Genomic DNA, 14477 nt, shown 5'->3' with positions numbered 1-14477 from the left:
GGATCGGAATGACGGCAAAATGGCCAGCTTGAGGCGCTCAAAGCGCCATGCTGATCCTCCCGGGCAGCCCCGGTCCATAGGCTGCTGAGATTTGCGACACCTCCAGCTCGACCTCCCCCGTCGCACCGTCGGCCAGCTGATCTGCAACAGTGTACTGCCACTGAGGTGCAGCAACCGTGACCTCTCGCACGACTGTCTCACCTTGCAGTACCCGGACGGAATAGGCTTCGCTTTCCTCGCCCAAGGGGACATCCGGCACGTCCCACCCATCGCCGTCTTGCCGTGTGCGTCGCACCCAGGTCACCGTGACATCGCCATTCGTCGCGCGAGTCGTGCGCAGATGAACCGGTGCGTAGGGACGCTCACCGTTGCCATTGAAGGCCTGCACCTCCTGAACGTAAGAGAGATCGTCCACGGGGCGGCGCGCCGGGCCAATGCGATAGGTCTGTGACACCCGGCGCAGGTTGCGACCGAGGTCAATCTGTTCGGGGAACCCGTTCAACAGCACAAACCACGATCCTTCCGGCCAGACATCCGGCATCAGACCGTCACTGCCGAGCTGCCCACGCAGCCGGGCGCTCAGATGATAGGTCTGCTTGTCCACCAACGTAGCATTGGCGAACTGAAAGACCTCCCAGTTGTCCGGGCTGCCATCGCCAATCGCCGCAAGATTCGCACCGCTGAGCATCGACTGAAGCTCGACGGAACTGAGTGTCCCGCTGATCAGCTTGACCTCGAGAGGGGCGCCCCGGTCCAGTCGCCCAGAGGCCGCGGCTACCATCGGCGATTGCGTGGTCCCGACGATAGAACGCGCCGAGAGTTGGCTCACCAGGCGGAAATCGCTGTCGCTCGGCGAGCGGTAGACGGCAACCGATCCCTGCCAGGGTTGCGCTGTCACCGCCACATGCGGAGCATGCGGAATTTCATCGCCAGTGATCAGCGGCAGATCGAGAAAGAGCGGCGTCACCGGCACCGGCGGCACGAAAGGCCGCGGGCTGGGCACGTCGTCAATCATCTCGGCAGAGGTATAGACATCGGGCTCGATACGCACCGCTTCAACGATCTGCAACGCGCCCTGCTCGACCCGGTCGATCCGGTAGAGCGCCCGGCCTTCCGCCTGATCGCCCTGCAGCTCAATGACGTCCCCTGCACCCATGGTGAGGCAGGACGGCGGCAGCGCAAAACGGATTGCATCCCGCGCAATACGTGCTTCGGTGAGCCAGCGCTCTGCGGTTTGCCGGCCTTCACCACGGGTCAGCGCGATGGGAATCTCTGAGGTGGACACGGAATGCGTCCGCTCATCGGCCAGCACAGCTTCTTCTGCCAGCACGTCGAACTCCGCATCTGCCTGCACAAAGCGCAGCCGCACGCGGCCCGCCATGTCGGCCTGAGACGACCGCGATTGCTCGATAACACCGTCGAGCTCCTCACTGAGCGCAAGCACCTCGCGGTTCAGCTGTAGCGGGTTCTGGCCGTTGCGCATCCGGAACACCAACTCGCCATCTCGCTCGACGGCATCGAAGGAGTAGCGCAGCATCAGCGGCTGCAACGACGCCCGCGCATCGTTCACATCATTGACGAGATAACCACGGACGGTTCCATAGAGACGGCTGGTGTCGTAGTTCGTGACACCCGCCTTGCGGCAAATCTCGGCCACCACCGAGGCCAGCGACCGCGCGGAGGTCCGGCCATTGATCCAATGGCCCCGCGCGTAGTTCTCCGCATCACTCCAGAGGGCCGCGTTGTTGGGGAAGTATGGGTAAGGCCGCGCATCCCAGGCCCAGACAAAGGCCCGGCTCATATCAACCATCGGGCCGCCATAGACCGCCGAGGTCGGGTTCTTCTCAGTGTCCCCCCAGAACGACGCAAGCGCACGCAGGTATTGCGCCTGGATGAAGTCATCCCGCGCACCGTTCGAGAAGTTCGGCAAGCTGCTCTCTGACGACTTCATGTCGAGAAACTTATTGGGCTGGTTCGTGCCCTTGTCGACGGAGGCACAGCCGATTTCATCGACCCAGGCCGCATCAAACTGCGGCCCCCGCAACCCCTCGGGGTCATAGGCCGAATGCACGGTGGCAATCGCCCCATTGGGCCAGACCAGCCGTTTCCGCCCGGCTTCCCAGGTCGGGCGCCGGTCGGGCGGCGAACAGGCAAGGATGCCGCTGTCGCCAAAAATCATCACTTCGCGGACCTGGTCCACGGTCTCCCCCACAAGCGCAACCCGATGCGCCCGCCCCTCATCCATTGGCCGCGCGCCTTCAACCTGCGCCCGCACCCATTCCGCACCCGCGCGCGTCTTCCCCGCACCGCGTCCGCCCATGATCACCCAAGACCGCCAGTCTCCCTCCGGCGGCAACTGATGCTCCATGGCCCAGAACTCGAACAAAAAAGGGAGAGCCAGAAGCTCTCCCTCATCCAGGTCATTCAGAAATTCATCCTGCAGGTCGCGTGATGCGGAGCCGATCCAGCTTGCGCCCAATCGTAGCCCGTGCTTTTTCGAGATCGAGGGCATAGCCCCCTTGGGCGATCCCGGCATGTTTGCTTCGACATTCGACAAGGCGGTTCTCCACTTTCTGGCAGGTCTCCAGCAGCGTCGCGGCTTGCGTCACTGTCTTGGTGCTCTGCGCCGTCACTGCACCATCAGATGTGCGGACCCGTTCTCTCAGGTCTTCCAGTTCTTTTCGCAGATCTCTGATGGAACCGAGGACCGAGTTCAAAAGGTCTTCGGTCTGCGACTCTACGTGCTCCGGGGTGATTAAGGTCATTCAGGTTTCTACCTCTCATGCGCGTAGTCTCCGCACGAGAGAAACGAAAAAACGACCCGTCGGGCCAAGCCCGGGATCGTTCGCCCACTTCTTCTAGCATGTCACAAGTTATACGTGTGACCGCACGCAAAGTCAAGAAAAATCAAATTGTTAAGAGCGACCCACCGTACGGTGCCATTAACGATTTCGGCGCTGCACGCGCCACAGGCGCACCGGTCAAACGGCGCAAGCCCCGCAAAACCAACAGGTCCGGCGGGCTTTCAGGCCGCCGCCCCGCCCGCCTCAATTGCCCGAGGATTGATTGGCGCGCTCGGCTTCGATCTCCCGCCACTTCGCGACATTCCGATTGTGCTCGTCCAATGTCTCGGCAAAGGCGTGGCCACCTGTCCCGTCGGCCACAAAGAACACATAGGGCGTCTCGAGGGGCCGCGCCGCGGCCTCCAGGCTCGCCGTCCCAGGGTTCGCAATCGGCGTAGGCGGCAAGCCTTCGATCACATAAGTATTCCACGGCGTCGCCGCCCGCAGCTCACTCTGCCGTAGCCCGCGCCCCAGCACGCCCTTGCCTTCGGTCACGCCGTAAATCACCGTCGGGTCGGTCTGCAGCCGCATGCCCCGGTTCAGCCGGTTCACGAAGACGCTGGCCACCTGCCCGCGCTCATCCGCCACCCCGGTTTCCTTCTCGATGATCGAGGCCAGCACCAAGAGCTCCTCTGGCGTCTCGATCGGCAAATCCTCGTTCCGGTTCAACCAGGCCTGCGCCACGCGCAGCTCCTGCGCCTCCTGCATCCGCGCAATGATCTCCGCGCGATCATCCCCCGGCTGCACCTCATAGCTGTCTGGTGCCAGCGAGCCCTCGGGCGGCAGTTCCTCAACCGCGCCTTCCAGTACATCCATCGCCTTCAGGCTCTCCACCACCTGCCAGCTGGTCACACCTTCGGCGAGCGCCACGCGGAACCGCGTATCGGCTTCGGCCTTCTTCTCCGTGTAAATCTCCGGGGTTTCGTCCTCGGCAGGCGTGAAGATCGCGCGCTGCTCAAATGCGTTGGTGCTCGGGTCCAGCTCCCGCACCTGCACGCCCAGACGGTTCACCCCGATCCGGTAGACCACCTCTGTGCCACAGGTGCTCGCGCCGCCGCGCGTCACAATGTCCACGATCTCTTCCATCGACGCGCCCGGGTCGACCAGATAGCTGCCCGCCTTCAACTGGCTCGTCTTCTCGGCATAATCCGCCCCCATGCGGAAAATCGTCGACGAGGTCACCGCTCCCTGGTCTTCCAGGTTGACGCTGACCCGCCGCATGTTGGTGCCGCGTTCCACCTGCAGACAGATCGCCTCTTCCAGCGGCCCCGCGGCCTGGTACTGGCCCCGCCCCCACAGGATCACGCCGCCCATCAGGAACAGCAGCACGATCAGCATGGTCACTGCATTAGAGGCGATATGCCGCCACATCAGCTCACTTTCCCAAAGATGACGCTCGCATTGGTGCCGCCAAAGCCAAAGGAGTTCGACAGGGCCACATTGACCTCGCGCTCCCGCTTGGCATTGGGCGCCAGGTCGATAGCAGTCTCAACCGCCGGGTTGTCGAGGTTGATCGTCGGCGGCGCCACCTGATCCCGGATCGCGAGGATCGAGAAGATTGCCTCGATCGCCCCCGCCGCCCCCAGCAAATGCCCGGTGGCTGATTTCGTCGAGGACATCGTCACCGCACCCGCATGCTCGCCCATCAACCGCTCCACAGCCCCCAACTCGATGGTGTCCGCCATGGTCGAGGTGCCATGCGCATTGATATAGTCCACATCCTTCGGCTCCAGCCCGGCGTTCTTCAGCGCCGCGCGCATGGACCGCTCACCACCTTCACCATCCTCCGACGGCGCCGTGATGTGATAGGCGTCGCCCGACAGCCCATAGCCCAGGATCTCGGCGTAGATCTTGGCACCCCGCGCCTTCGCATGCTCATACTCTTCCAGCACCACGATGCCCGCCCCCTCGCCCATGACGAAGCCATCACGGTCCTCGTCATAGGGTCGGCTGGCCTTTTGCGGGTCATCGCCGCGTTTGGTGCTCAGCGCCTTACAGGCGTTGAACCCGGCAATACCAATCTCGCAGATCGCGGCCTCGGCGCCGCCTGCGATCATCACATCCGCATCGCCGTGCTGAATGAGACGGCTCGCATCGCCGATCGCATGGGCGCCCGTGGAACAGGCCGTCACCACTGAATGGTTCGGTCCCTTGAACCCGTATTTGATCGACACCTGACCCGAGATCAGGTTGATCAGCGCGCCCGGTACAAAGAAGGGCGACACGCGGCGCGGGCCCTTCTCGTTCATCATGATCGCGGTGTTGGCAATCGAGTTCAGCCCGCCAATGCCCGAGCCGATCAGCACACCGGTGCGCTCCAAGCTCTCCAGATCCTCCGGCTGCCAGCCCGCATCCTCCACGGCCTGCTGTGCGGCAGCCATCCCAAAGAGGATAAAGGTGTCCACCTTGCGCTGATCTTTCGGCTCCATATAGGCGTCGGCATTGAACGTGCCGTCCGAGCCATCGCCGCGCGGCACCTCGCAGGCATATTGCGTGATCACGCGCGCCGGATCGAACTGTGTGATCGGCCCGGCACCGGACTGCCCGTCCAGAATCCGCGACCAGCTCGCCTCGACGCCATCCGCCAATGGGGTCACCAGACCCAGCCCCGTGACAACTACTCTGCGCATCGCAATGCCCCTTCCAAATTCGTCCCTCCCCATACAGTGCGCGGCGGTTTTGATGCAAGAGCACTCGCGCCCGGCCGAACGGTATCGGACCTACTGCGGCGGCCCCTTGCGCGCCAGCAACCGCACGGCGCTGTCCGCGTAAGTGGCATCCCGCATGACCTCATAGCCCATCGCCTCCGCGATCCGCAGCGAGGCTGTGTGCTCAGGCGCAATCATGCAGACCAGATGCCCGGTCACCACCCGGTCAAACCAGTCGTGCGCGGCCCGCGCCGCCTCCATGCCCAGACCCTGCCCATGCGCGTCCGGGCACAGCACCCAGCCCGCTTCGGGGTAGCTGTCGAAATCCTCCCCCAGATCGCGCTTGGCATAGAAAAACCCCACCTGTCCCGACATCTCCGGCGCCCGGTGGCGGTGGATCGCCCATTGCCCGAACCCGGTGATCTGCCAATGCCCCGCATTGCGCAGAAACGCATCCCAGGCTTTCGACTTCGGCCAGGGCTCACCGTTGATATGCTGCACGACCTCCGGCATCGCCCAGATCTCGGCATAGCGCCTGAAGTCCTCGGGGCGCATCCCGCGCAACGTCAGGCGATGCGTGTTGATGGTGGGTATGGTGCGCGACATCTCGCAGCCTCTGCTCTCGGATCGGGGCTTGGCGCCCTCTGGGCACAGATTTGCGCAAGACGCCCCCGCAATTCAACCCCTGAGAGAACCCGCCCAAGCAAAAGGCGCCTCTCCTTGCGGAAAGACGCCCTCTTTCTATCCCAGCCGGGGCGGGCCCGGCGCCCGTTCAGGAGGCTTCGCTGATGAACTTCACCGCGTCGCCAAACGTCTGAATGGTCTCTGCCGCGTCATCGGGGATCTCGATGCCGAACTCTTCTTCAAAAGCCATCACCAGCTCAACAGTGTCGAGGCTGTCTGCGCCCAGGTCGTCGATAAACGAAGCGTTTTCGGTCACTTTGTCCTCTTCAACACCCAGGTGCTCCACAACGATTTTCTTCACGCGATCTGCGATGTCGCTCATAATAGTCCCTCATTCATTCGGGCCGGTCTGGCCCCTTTCGGTTGCCTGCACCTCCCGTGATACGGGAGAGAACGGGCCTGTGCCCCAAAGGGGCGGCTCTGTCCGGGTCAACACGCCTGTCGCTGTGCCGCCTCAGATGGATCCATATGCAAATCACCGCATACGGGGTCAAAAACTGCGCCCCCTTTAGCATAAGCGACACAGATGGCAAGGCATTGTGCATGGCAAGCTTGGGGGCTGCGAATTTGACCTACAACATGGCCATACCGCCGTTCACATGCAAGGTGGTGCCTGTCACATAGGCCGCCTCGGGGCTCGCCAGATAGAGCACCGCGGCGCTGATTTCCGCGGGCGTCCCCATGCGTCCGGCAGGAATTTGTCCCATGATTCCAGACTTTTGATCATCGCTCAGCTTGTCGGTCATCGCCGTCTCTATAAACCCGGGCGCCACCGCGTTCACGGTGATCCCGCGGCTCGCCACCTCATAGGCAAGGCTCTTGGACATACCGACCATGCCCGCCTTCGACGCCGCGTAATTCGCTTGCCCCGGATTGCCCGTCGCCCCCACCACGGAGGAAATATTCACGATCCGGCCCCAGCGCGCCTTCATCATCCCGCGCATCACACCTTTGCAGAGCTTGAAGGTCGCGGTGAGGTTCACATCCAGCACCGACTGCCATTCCTCGTCCGACATCCGCATGAAGAGATTGTCGCGGGTGATCCCCGCGTTGTTGATCAGGATATCGACGCTGCCCATGGCCTCCGCCGCCTGCTTGGGCAGCGCCTCGACCGCCTCCATATCGCTCAGGTTGCAGGGCAGCACATGCGCCCGTTCTCCCAGCTCTCCGGCCAGCGCCTCCAAGGGCTCCACCCGCGTGCCCGACAAGCCCACGGTCGCCCCCGCGCCATGCAGCAGCCGCGCAATCTCGGCGCCAATCCCGCCTGATGCGCCGGTGATCAGCGCACTCTTTCCCGTCAGATCAAACATATGCTCTCAGCCTTCCAAAATTGCCTTGATATCCTCGGGCGTGCCTACGTTGCGCGCGCCTGCCTCCTTGGCGATGCGCCGGATCATGCCGGTCAGCGCCTTGCCTGCCCCGATCTCCCAGAACGCCGTCACACCGTTTGCCGCCATCCATTCGACAGAGGTCTTCCAGCGCACCTGCCCGGTGACCTGTTGGATCAGCAGCGCCTTGATCTCTGCCGGGTCACTCACCGCCTCTGCCGTCACATTGGCCACCAGCGGCACCTGCGGCGCAGCCATTTCCACGCCCTCCAGCGCCTCCGCCATCTTCTCCGCCGCAGGCTCCATCAGCGCACAATGAAACGGAGCCGACACCGGCAGCATCAAGGCTCGCTTGGCACCCGCCTCCTTGGCCAGAACACAGGCCCGCTCCACCGCCGCTTTGTCACCCGAGACCACATTCTGCGCCGGATCGTTCTCATTCGCCACCTGGCAGATCTGACCTTCGGCAGCGTTCTCCGCCACCCTGGTCACCGTGTCAAAATCGAGCCCCAGCACCGCGGCCATGGCGCCCTGACCCACGGGCACCGCCTGCTGCATCGCCAACCCGCGGGTCCGCAAGAGCCGCGCCGCATCGGCCACCGAAACCGCACCCGCCGCGGCCAGCGCCGAATACTCACCCAGCGAATGCCCCGCCACATGGCTCGCGCGGTCGAGGCCCAGCCCCTCCGCCTCCAGCGCCCGCAGCGCTGCCATCGATGTGGCCATCAGCGCGGGCTGCGCATTCTCCGTCATGGTCAGCGTCTCGATCTCGCCCTCCCAGATCAGCGCGCTCAGCTTTTCGCCCAAGGCCTCATCCACCTCGTCGAAGACCGCTTGCGCTGCCGGATAGGCCTCGGCCAGCGCCCGGCCCATGCCGATGGTCTGCGCGCCCTGCCCCGGAAATACAAATGCCGTGCTCATGATGTGCCCCCCGTTTCTGGTTCTTGAACCCCGGCTTAGCCTGCCCGCGCCAGGGGCGCAACGGCCCCGGCGCCCGAAAGCGACCGGCAGCCTCCTGCGCACGCTCGCGCACACCCTGTGCATCCCGCCCCATTGTCGTGCGGGCCCGGACCTCTAATCTAAGAGCGACACAAAAGAAGTTCCGGAGGTTGCGCATGGCGCTGTCGAACACCAGCACACATTACGGCGGGGTCACCAAGACCTTTCACTGGCTCACCGCCCTGCTGATCCTCACGTTGATCCCGCTTGGCATCTACGCCAACTGGCTGCCCTACGAGACCTCCGAACAGCTGGCGCAAAAGGCCTGGCTCTTCTCGCTGCACAAGACCCTTGGCGTCACGGTCTTCTTCGTCGCCCTCGCCCGCATCCTCTGGGCGTTCAGTCAACCGAAGCCGACACTCCTGCACCCCGACCGCAAGCTCGAAAGCCTGGCCGCCGAAACCGTGCACTGGCTGCTCTACGGCTCGCTGCTGCTGGTGCCGCTCTCGGGCTGGATCCACCACGCCGCCACCGACGGCTTTGCGCCGATCTGGTGGCCGCTGGGGCAGAACCTGCCCTTCGTGCCGAAATCCGAAAGCCTCGCCTCCACGGCGGCCGGGCTGCACATCGTCTTCGAACGGGTGCTCGCGGCCTCGATCATCCTGCACTTCGCCGGTGCCATCAAACACCACGTGATCGACAAGGACGCAACGCTGCTGCGCATGCTGCCCGGCAAACCTGCGATCACCGCCCCACTCACCCCACACCACGTGGCCCTGCCGCTGATCAGCGCGCTGGTGATCTGGGCGGGCGCGCTCGGCGTCGGCAACGCGCTCGGGCTCTATGAGAAACACACCACCGCCGTCGCCGCCGCCGAGCTCGAAGCGGTCCAATCCGAATGGGCCGTGCAAGAGGGCGAGATCGCGATCACCGTCAAGCAGCTGGGCTCCGACGTCACCGGCAGCTTCGCCGACTGGACCGCCGCCATCACTTTCGATGACAGCGTCACCGAAGGCCCCGCCGGCAGCGTCGATGTCACCATCTCCATCGGCTCACTGACGCTCGGCTCGGTTACCGGCCAGGCCCTGGGAGCTGATTACTTCAACGCCGAGGCCTTTCCCACCGCCCGCTACACCGCCGAGCTGATCCGCAGCCCCGACGGCGACCGCGCCGAGGGCACGCTGACCATCAAGGACCAATCCGTGCCAGTCTCCTTCCCCTTCGATCTGCAGATCACCGATGGCGTGGCCACCGTGACCGCCGACACCACGCTCGACCGGCGAAACTACGGCATCGGCGAAAGCCAGACCGACGAATCCTCCGTCGGCTTCTCCGTCGGCGTCACCATCTCGCTCACCGCGGCCCAGGGCGGCTGACCCCGCCCCTTCACCCTTCCAGAAATACTCATCGGCACACGGCCCGCCACACATGGAGCATCCAACATGAAAAGAGCCGCGCCCTGACAGCAGGACGCGGCTCTTTCATCAAATGACGCGCGGGGCTTACTCCGCCTTGCTGGCCTCGATGGAGATGCGCACCTCCACCTCGTCGCTCACCGCAGGTGCAATGGCGCCCAGCCCGAAGTCCGAGCGCAGCAGCGTCGTGGTGGCATCGAACCCGGCCCATTCCTTGTTGGCCATGGGATGCGTGCCGGTCTGGTTCAGCACCGCGTCCAGCACAACCGATTTGGTCACATCATTCATGGTCAGATCACCGGTGATCTGCGCGGTGTCTTCACCGGTCACTTCGATCGCCGTTGACGTGAACGTGATCAGGTCTCCATCCTCGGCCCCGAAGAAATCTTCCGAAAAGAAGTGCTCCTCGCGCTTCTCCCAGCCGGTGAACATGCTTTTTACAGGCATCGACACGGTCACGGACGAGGCGGTGGGGTCCTCCTGGTCGAACATGATCTCGCCTTCAAAACCCGAGAACATGCCGAAGGTCGTGGAATAGCCCAAGTGGTTGTAGCTGAACAGAACTTGGCTGTGGCTGGAATCCAGTACGTATTTCTCGGCCGCAGCCGATGCCATGCCGGCGGATGCGGCCAGCGCGGCGGCCAGAACAAGCGATTTCATCGAGGGAACCTCCAGTTTGTTGAAAACATGAAGGTTATGTGGGTCTTTCTGGCGCGCTGACAATTCCACAGGCCCGAACAAATTCTGCGCGCTGACGAACAGCGCGCAGTCATCTTTCGTTTCGGCAGGTCCCCGCCGGGATCAGAGCTTGCCCGCCACCCGCAGCGCGGTCACCAGGCTGCGATGCGCGACCCGGTCGCTCGCCGCGACTTCGGCCAGAAGCGCGTCCTTCTTGCCCCAGAGCTTCACATATGTGCCGGTGTTCTCCACCCGCGTCAGGTCCTGAAAGGTGCAGCGGTCCAGCACGAACCGATCCTTGCCGCGGGTCCGCACCAGCCGCACCTCATGGCGGATGGTGTCGACCTCCACCTTCGGCGGAGCCGGGCGCACGAAGCCCTGCAAAAGCGCAATGCCCGCCATCCCGCCAACCGCAGAGGCCAGCAGCTTCAGCAACATCAACTCATGATCCCAGCTCGCGCCCGGCGCCACCCACAGCCCCAGGGCCGTCAGGATCAGCGCAGCACCGACCACGCCCTGCACGCCGCGCATCACCATGCGGCTGCCGTCTGCGGTCCGCACCGGCTGCGGCGCGATGGTCTCGAAATTCACCGGATCAACTGTGCTAGACATGTCACGTCCTCTCTTGGTTAACGGTGAGGAAATCGCGCAATCAAGACGCAAATAAGACGGCTTTCAGGCAGCCGCTGGGCCATTTCGTGAAACACCGCTCCACTTTGCAGAACCGCGCCCGCGCCCTGCCCACTTGCGCCATGGGCCAAAGCGTGTATACGGACGCTTCCTTTTGCAAACACATGAACCGCGCAGTCTCTCGTGGCGGGGCCGCAAAAGGGCAACTGGCCCCACCTTTGAAATGCGCCTTGATAGAAATGAGGACCACACATGCCTTTGTATGAGCATGTCATGATCGCGCGTCAGGACCTGTCCAACACGCAAGCCGAAGGGCTGATCGAACATTTTGGCGCCGTACTGTCGGACAACGGCGGCAATCTCGTGGATCACGAGTACTGGGGCGTCAAGACGATGGCCTACAAGATCAACAAAAACCGCAAGGGCCACTATGCCTTCCTGCGCTCGGACGCCCCCGCGCCTGCCGTGCAGGAGATGGAACGCCTGATGCGCCTGCATGACGACGTGATGCGCGTGCTGACCATCAAGGTCGATGAGCACGCCGAGCTGCCGTCGGTGCAGATGCAGAAACGCGATGATCGTGACCGCGGTGAGCGCCGCGAACGCCGTTGATCAGCTTTAGGACAAGGACATAACCCATGGCCGCTAAACCATTTTTCCGCCGCCGCAAGGTCTGCCCCTTCTCGGGCGACAACGCGCCCAAGATCGACTACAAGGACACACGTCTGCTGCAGCGCTACATCTCTGAGCGTGGCAAGATCGTGCCCAGCCGTATCACCGCAGTCTCCGCCAAGAAGCAACGCGAACTGGCCCGTGCCATCAAACGCGCCCGCTTCCTGGCCCTTCTGCCCTACGCCGTGAAGTAAGGAGCTGACCATGCAAGTTATCCTTCTCGAACGCGTCGCGAAACTGGGCCAGATGGGCGAAGTCGTCGATGTGAAACCCGGCTACGCCCGCAACTTCCTGCTGCCGCAAGGCAAGGCGCTGTCGGCCTCCAAGGCCAACATCGAAGCCTTCGAGCAGCAGAAAGCCCAGCTTGAAGCGCGCAACCTGGAAACCAAGAAAGAAGCCGAAGCGCTGGCCGAGAAACTCGATGGGCAGCAGTTCATCGTGATTCGCTCCGCCTCCGACGCGGGCTCGCTTTATGGCTCCGTCACCACCCGGGACGCCGCCGATGCTGCAACCGAAGCGGGCTTCTCCGTGGATCGCAAGCAGGTCGTCCTGCAGCCGATCAAGGAACTTGGCCTGCACAGCGTGACCGTGGTGCTGCACCCCGAAGTGGATGCCACCATCGAGCTGAACGTCGCCCGCTCCGAGGAAGAAGCCGAGCTGCAAGCCTCCGGCAAATCCATCCAGGAGCTGGCCGCCGAAGAAGAAGCCGCCGCCGAGTTCGAAATCGCCGAGCTCTTCGACGACATCGGTGCAGCCACCTCCGACGATGCGGACCTCGCCGAGGCCGTGGCCGAAGAGAGCGAGGAAGAGCCCGCCTCCGGTGATCAGGAAGACACAGCCGGGCGCAGCTGATCGCGCGGCTCCAGACACAGCAAAAAGGCCGGTCGCATCTGCAACCGGCCTTTTTTCTTGCGCTCCAACCGGGATCACATCAGCCCGGGCGTCCCGCAATCCGCGGCATCGAGCTCCAGCACCGGGTCTTCGGGCCCGCAGGTCTCACCGCTCACCGGATAGGTGCCGGGCTGTGTGCAAGCCGCCACCCCCAGCAGGCCCAGCACAAGCAGAGTTTGTCTCAGTCTCTTCATCGTCATATCTTTCCTGATGCGTGATGGCCCCTGCCTAACGCGGTCCCGCATCGCGAGACTTGACCCATATCAACTCTCCCCGGGCGACGTCGGGTCACCCGGCACCCTGAAAGGTCTCATGTCCCGTTTTGTGCTCATTTCAGGCTGTTCCGGTGGCGGCAAATCCACGCTGCTCACCGCGCTTGGCGCACGCGGATATCCGGTGGTGCCCGAACCCGGCCGCCGGGTGATCGCCGCGGGCGGCCCCGCACCGCTCGACGACATGGCGGGCTTTGCGACCGCCGCCCTGCACATGGCCCGGCAGGACCTCACCCGCATGCAGGCACAGGACGTCTGGGTCTTTTTCGACCGGGGTGTGATCGATGCTGCCGTGGCGCTGGCTCACTGCACCGGCGCGCCCGTGGCCGCGCATCTGCCAGGTCCACCCGTCTATCACGGCACCGTCTTTCTCACGCCGCCGTGGCCCGAGATTTACCGCCAGGATGCCGCGCGCCAGCACGGCTATGGCGCGGCCTGTGCCGAATACGACCGGCTCAGCACCGCCCTGCGCGCCCTCGGCTACGACACCGTTCTGCTGCCCAAAACGGCACCGGAGGCGCGCGCCAATTTCGTTCTGGACCAGCTCGCCTGACGCGGGATCAGCACGCCGTCGCCCACGCGGCTTTCTCCCCTTGCCCTCATCTCTCGGGCGGTCAATATCCGCCCACCAACAGCCAAGGAGCCGCCCGATGTTCACCCGCCGCACCGCCCTGCTTTGCCTCAGCGCAAGCTTGCTCACCGCTTGCGGCGCGCGCGAACCTGCCCATTTCGACCCGCCGCTCTACCCCAACGAGACGCCCGAGCTGCGGCGGCTCATCAACCAATACGCCGACCTCTACGAGCTGCCGCGCCCACTGGTGCACAAGCTCGCCATCCGCGAAAGCACCCACCGCCCCTGGGCGCGCAACGGGCCCTACTACGGTCTGCTGCAGATCCTGCCCGAGACCGCGCGCACCAAGGGCTTTCGCGGCCAGCCCGATGATTTGCTCGATGCCGAGACCAACCTGAAATACGCGCTGAGATACCTGCGCGGCGCCTGGCTGCTGTCGGATGGCGATCACGACACCGCCATTATGTGGTACGCGCGCGGCTATTACTACGAGGCCAAGCGGCGCGGCATGCTGGTCGAAACCGGCCTGCGCCCGGGCTGAGGCTCAGCGCGCGACCTCGACCCGTTGCACCGCGGCCCCCCAAGTGGCCGTGTCACGCGGGTCCATCGACGCCGGGGCCTCGTCCTTCGGCAGATAGACATAGGTGAAATGATCGTCGTCTGAGACGGCATAGTAATGCGCAGCATCCTCGCCGTAGAGCCACCAGTCGCCTGACCCTTCGTTCATCACGGTCGCCCGAAACCGCCACAGACTGCTCTGCGCCGGAATGTAAAACGCCGCGCTGGTTACTGTGAGAAACAGGTTGCCGAGCGCATTCGGCAACCCAAGAGCGGTTGCGCCAATCAGGACCGCCGCAAGTGCCACACCGAGCAGACGCCTTCCCGTCATCCGCTCCCCTCACCCGT

Annotated in this window: 18 protein-coding genes; 6 read left to right on the top strand and 12 right to left on the bottom strand. The window is 63.9% G+C overall.

Annotated features, from left to right (window positions below):
• Positions 1-37: 37 nt before the first annotated feature.
• From ACVC7O_RS09945 to fabD, 8 genes are all read right to left on the bottom strand, one after another.
• The gene (locus ACVC7O_RS09945) at positions 38-2512 is read right to left on the bottom strand and encodes a baseplate multidomain protein megatron (protein WP_458325926.1); all 2475 of its coding nucleotides are present in this window, start codon (positions 2510-2512) and stop codon (positions 38-40) included.
• Positions 2433-2765 (bottom strand): hypothetical protein, encoded by a 333-nt coding sequence (locus ACVC7O_RS09940; protein ID WP_458325925.1) that lies wholly within the window; start codon positions 2763-2765, stop codon positions 2433-2435. The genes ACVC7O_RS09945 and ACVC7O_RS09940 overlap by 80 nt, the downstream gene beginning before the upstream one ends.
• A 282-nt stretch (positions 2766-3047) precedes the next feature.
• A complete protein-coding gene (gene mltG, locus ACVC7O_RS09935; protein WP_458325924.1) occupies positions 3048-4214 on the bottom strand; it encodes an endolytic transglycosylase MltG in 1167 nt (388 codons plus the stop codon).
• The gene (fabF, locus tag ACVC7O_RS09930) at positions 4214-5473 is read right to left on the bottom strand and encodes a beta-ketoacyl-ACP synthase II (protein WP_458325923.1); all 1260 of its coding nucleotides are present in this window, start codon (positions 5471-5473) and stop codon (positions 4214-4216) included. Before fabF ends, mltG begins: the two co-directional genes overlap by 1 nt.
• A 90-nt stretch (positions 5474-5563) precedes the next feature.
• Entirely contained in the window at positions 5564-6097 is a 534-nt protein-coding gene (locus ACVC7O_RS09925; protein ID WP_458325922.1) for a GNAT family N-acetyltransferase, read from the bottom strand.
• Positions 6098-6263: 166 nt separating this feature from the next.
• Complete coding sequence (locus tag ACVC7O_RS09920; RefSeq protein WP_135505123.1) at positions 6264-6497, bottom strand: acyl carrier protein; 234 nt, start codon at positions 6495-6497, stop codon at positions 6264-6266.
• 250 nt (positions 6498-6747) lie between these two features.
• Entirely contained in the window at positions 6748-7485 is a 738-nt protein-coding gene (gene fabG, locus ACVC7O_RS09915; RefSeq protein WP_458325921.1) for a 3-oxoacyl-[acyl-carrier-protein] reductase, read from the bottom strand.
• Between the two features lie 6 nt (positions 7486-7491).
• Positions 7492-8424, bottom strand: coding sequence for an ACP S-malonyltransferase (gene fabD, locus ACVC7O_RS09910; RefSeq protein WP_458325920.1), 933 nt, complete (start codon positions 8422-8424; stop codon positions 7492-7494).
• A 194-nt stretch (positions 8425-8618) separates the two neighbouring features.
• On the opposite strand from fabD, the gene ACVC7O_RS09905 reads away from it, so the two are divergent.
• Positions 8619-9818, top strand: a complete 1200-nt coding sequence (locus ACVC7O_RS09905) for a cytochrome b/b6 domain-containing protein (RefSeq protein WP_458325919.1) — start codon at positions 8619-8621, stop codon at positions 9816-9818.
• 126 nt (positions 9819-9944) lie between these two features.
• Here the strand turns inward: ACVC7O_RS09905 and ACVC7O_RS09900 are convergent, their stop codons facing one another.
• Both ACVC7O_RS09900 and ACVC7O_RS09895 read right to left on the bottom strand, forming a co-directional pair.
• A complete protein-coding gene (locus tag ACVC7O_RS09900; protein WP_458325918.1) occupies positions 9945-10517 on the bottom strand; it encodes a YceI family protein in 573 nt (190 codons plus the stop codon).
• Positions 10518-10658: 141 nt separating this feature from the next.
• The gene (locus tag ACVC7O_RS09895; RefSeq protein WP_458325917.1) at positions 10659-11147 is read right to left on the bottom strand and encodes a hypothetical protein; all 489 of its coding nucleotides are present in this window, start codon (positions 11145-11147) and stop codon (positions 10659-10661) included.
• A 270-nt stretch (positions 11148-11417) separates the two neighbouring features.
• Here ACVC7O_RS09895 and rpsF point away from each other — a divergent pair, with 270 nt between their 5' ends.
• From rpsF to rplI, 3 genes are read left to right on the top strand one after another with little or no spacing between them, the layout of a single operon-like run.
• Positions 11418-11777, top strand: a complete 360-nt coding sequence (rpsF, locus tag ACVC7O_RS09890) for a 30S ribosomal protein S6 (protein ID WP_458325916.1) — start codon at positions 11418-11420, stop codon at positions 11775-11777.
• Positions 11778-11803: 26 nt separating this feature from the next.
• On the top strand, positions 11804-12031 hold the full coding sequence (gene rpsR, locus ACVC7O_RS09885; RefSeq protein WP_005982441.1) for a 30S ribosomal protein S18: 228 nt from the start codon (positions 11804-11806) through the stop codon (positions 12029-12031).
• A 10-nt stretch (positions 12032-12041) separates the two neighbouring features.
• Positions 12042-12689, top strand: coding sequence for a 50S ribosomal protein L9 (rplI, locus tag ACVC7O_RS09880; protein WP_458325915.1), 648 nt, complete (start codon positions 12042-12044; stop codon positions 12687-12689).
• 74 nt (positions 12690-12763) lie between these two features.
• Here the strand turns inward: rplI and ACVC7O_RS09875 are convergent, their stop codons facing one another.
• Positions 12764-12922 (bottom strand): hypothetical protein, encoded by a 159-nt coding sequence (locus ACVC7O_RS09875; protein ID WP_458325914.1) that lies wholly within the window; start codon positions 12920-12922, stop codon positions 12764-12766.
• Between the two features lie 118 nt (positions 12923-13040).
• Here ACVC7O_RS09875 and ACVC7O_RS09870 point away from each other — a divergent pair, with 118 nt between their 5' ends.
• Together ACVC7O_RS09870 and ACVC7O_RS09865 are read left to right on the top strand one after the other, a co-directional pair.
• Positions 13041-13553, top strand: coding sequence for an AAA family ATPase (locus ACVC7O_RS09870; protein WP_458325913.1), 513 nt, complete (start codon positions 13041-13043; stop codon positions 13551-13553).
• A 97-nt stretch (positions 13554-13650) separates the two neighbouring features.
• Positions 13651-14112, top strand: a complete 462-nt coding sequence (locus ACVC7O_RS09865) for a transglycosylase SLT domain-containing protein (RefSeq protein WP_458325912.1) — start codon at positions 13651-13653, stop codon at positions 14110-14112.
• Between the two features lie 3 nt (positions 14113-14115).
• Here ACVC7O_RS09865 and ACVC7O_RS09860 read toward each other — a convergent pair whose 3' ends face one another.
• On the bottom strand, positions 14116-14460 hold the full coding sequence (locus ACVC7O_RS09860; RefSeq protein ID WP_458325911.1) for a hypothetical protein: 345 nt from the start codon (positions 14458-14460) through the stop codon (positions 14116-14118).
• Positions 14461-14477: the final 17 nt, after the last annotated feature.

The sequence above is a fragment of the Roseobacter cerffii genome (assembly GCF_054226325.1).
The sequence above is the reverse complement of the archived record's forward strand: the minus strand, read 5'-3'. Positions and strand labels throughout refer to the sequence as shown.

Coding starts and splice junctions, on each gene's coding strand:
- ACVC7O_RS09945 (WP_458325926.1), bottom strand. CDS start 2,512: ATGCCCTCGATCTCGAAAAAGCACGGGCTACGATTGGGCGCAAGCTGG.
- ACVC7O_RS09940 (WP_458325925.1), bottom strand. CDS start 2,765: ATGACCTTAATCACCCCGGAGCACGTAGAGTCGCAGACCGAAGACCTT.
- mltG (WP_458325924.1), bottom strand. CDS start 4,214: ATGTGGCGGCATATCGCCTCTAATGCAGTGACCATGCTGATCGTGCTG.
- fabF (WP_458325923.1), bottom strand. CDS start 5,473: ATGCGCAGAGTAGTTGTCACGGGGCTGGGTCTGGTGACCCCATTGGCG.
- ACVC7O_RS09925 (WP_458325922.1), bottom strand. CDS start 6,097: ATGTCGCGCACCATACCCACCATCAACACGCATCGCCTGACGTTGCGC.
- ACVC7O_RS09920 (WP_135505123.1), bottom strand. CDS start 6,497: ATGAGCGACATCGCAGATCGCGTGAAGAAAATCGTTGTGGAGCACCTG.
- fabG (WP_458325921.1), bottom strand. CDS start 7,485: ATGTTTGATCTGACGGGAAAGAGTGCGCTGATCACCGGCGCATCAGGC.
- fabD (WP_458325920.1), bottom strand. CDS start 8,424: ATGAGCACGGCATTTGTATTTCCGGGGCAGGGCGCGCAGACCATCGGC.
- ACVC7O_RS09905 (WP_458325919.1), top strand. CDS start 8,619: ATGGCGCTGTCGAACACCAGCACACATTACGGCGGGGTCACCAAGACC.
- ACVC7O_RS09900 (WP_458325918.1), bottom strand. CDS start 10,517: ATGAAATCGCTTGTTCTGGCCGCCGCGCTGGCCGCATCCGCCGGCATG.
- ACVC7O_RS09895 (WP_458325917.1), bottom strand. CDS start 11,147: ATGTCTAGCACAGTTGATCCGGTGAATTTCGAGACCATCGCGCCGCAG.
- rpsF (WP_458325916.1), top strand. CDS start 11,418: ATGCCTTTGTATGAGCATGTCATGATCGCGCGTCAGGACCTGTCCAAC.
- rpsR (WP_005982441.1), top strand. CDS start 11,804: ATGGCCGCTAAACCATTTTTCCGCCGCCGCAAGGTCTGCCCCTTCTCG.
- rplI (WP_458325915.1), top strand. CDS start 12,042: ATGCAAGTTATCCTTCTCGAACGCGTCGCGAAACTGGGCCAGATGGGC.
- ACVC7O_RS09875 (WP_458325914.1), bottom strand. CDS start 12,922: ATGAAGAGACTGAGACAAACTCTGCTTGTGCTGGGCCTGCTGGGGGTG.
- ACVC7O_RS09870 (WP_458325913.1), top strand. CDS start 13,041: ATGTCCCGTTTTGTGCTCATTTCAGGCTGTTCCGGTGGCGGCAAATCC.
- ACVC7O_RS09865 (WP_458325912.1), top strand. CDS start 13,651: ATGTTCACCCGCCGCACCGCCCTGCTTTGCCTCAGCGCAAGCTTGCTC.
- ACVC7O_RS09860 (WP_458325911.1), bottom strand. CDS start 14,460: ATGACGGGAAGGCGTCTGCTCGGTGTGGCACTTGCGGCGGTCCTGATT.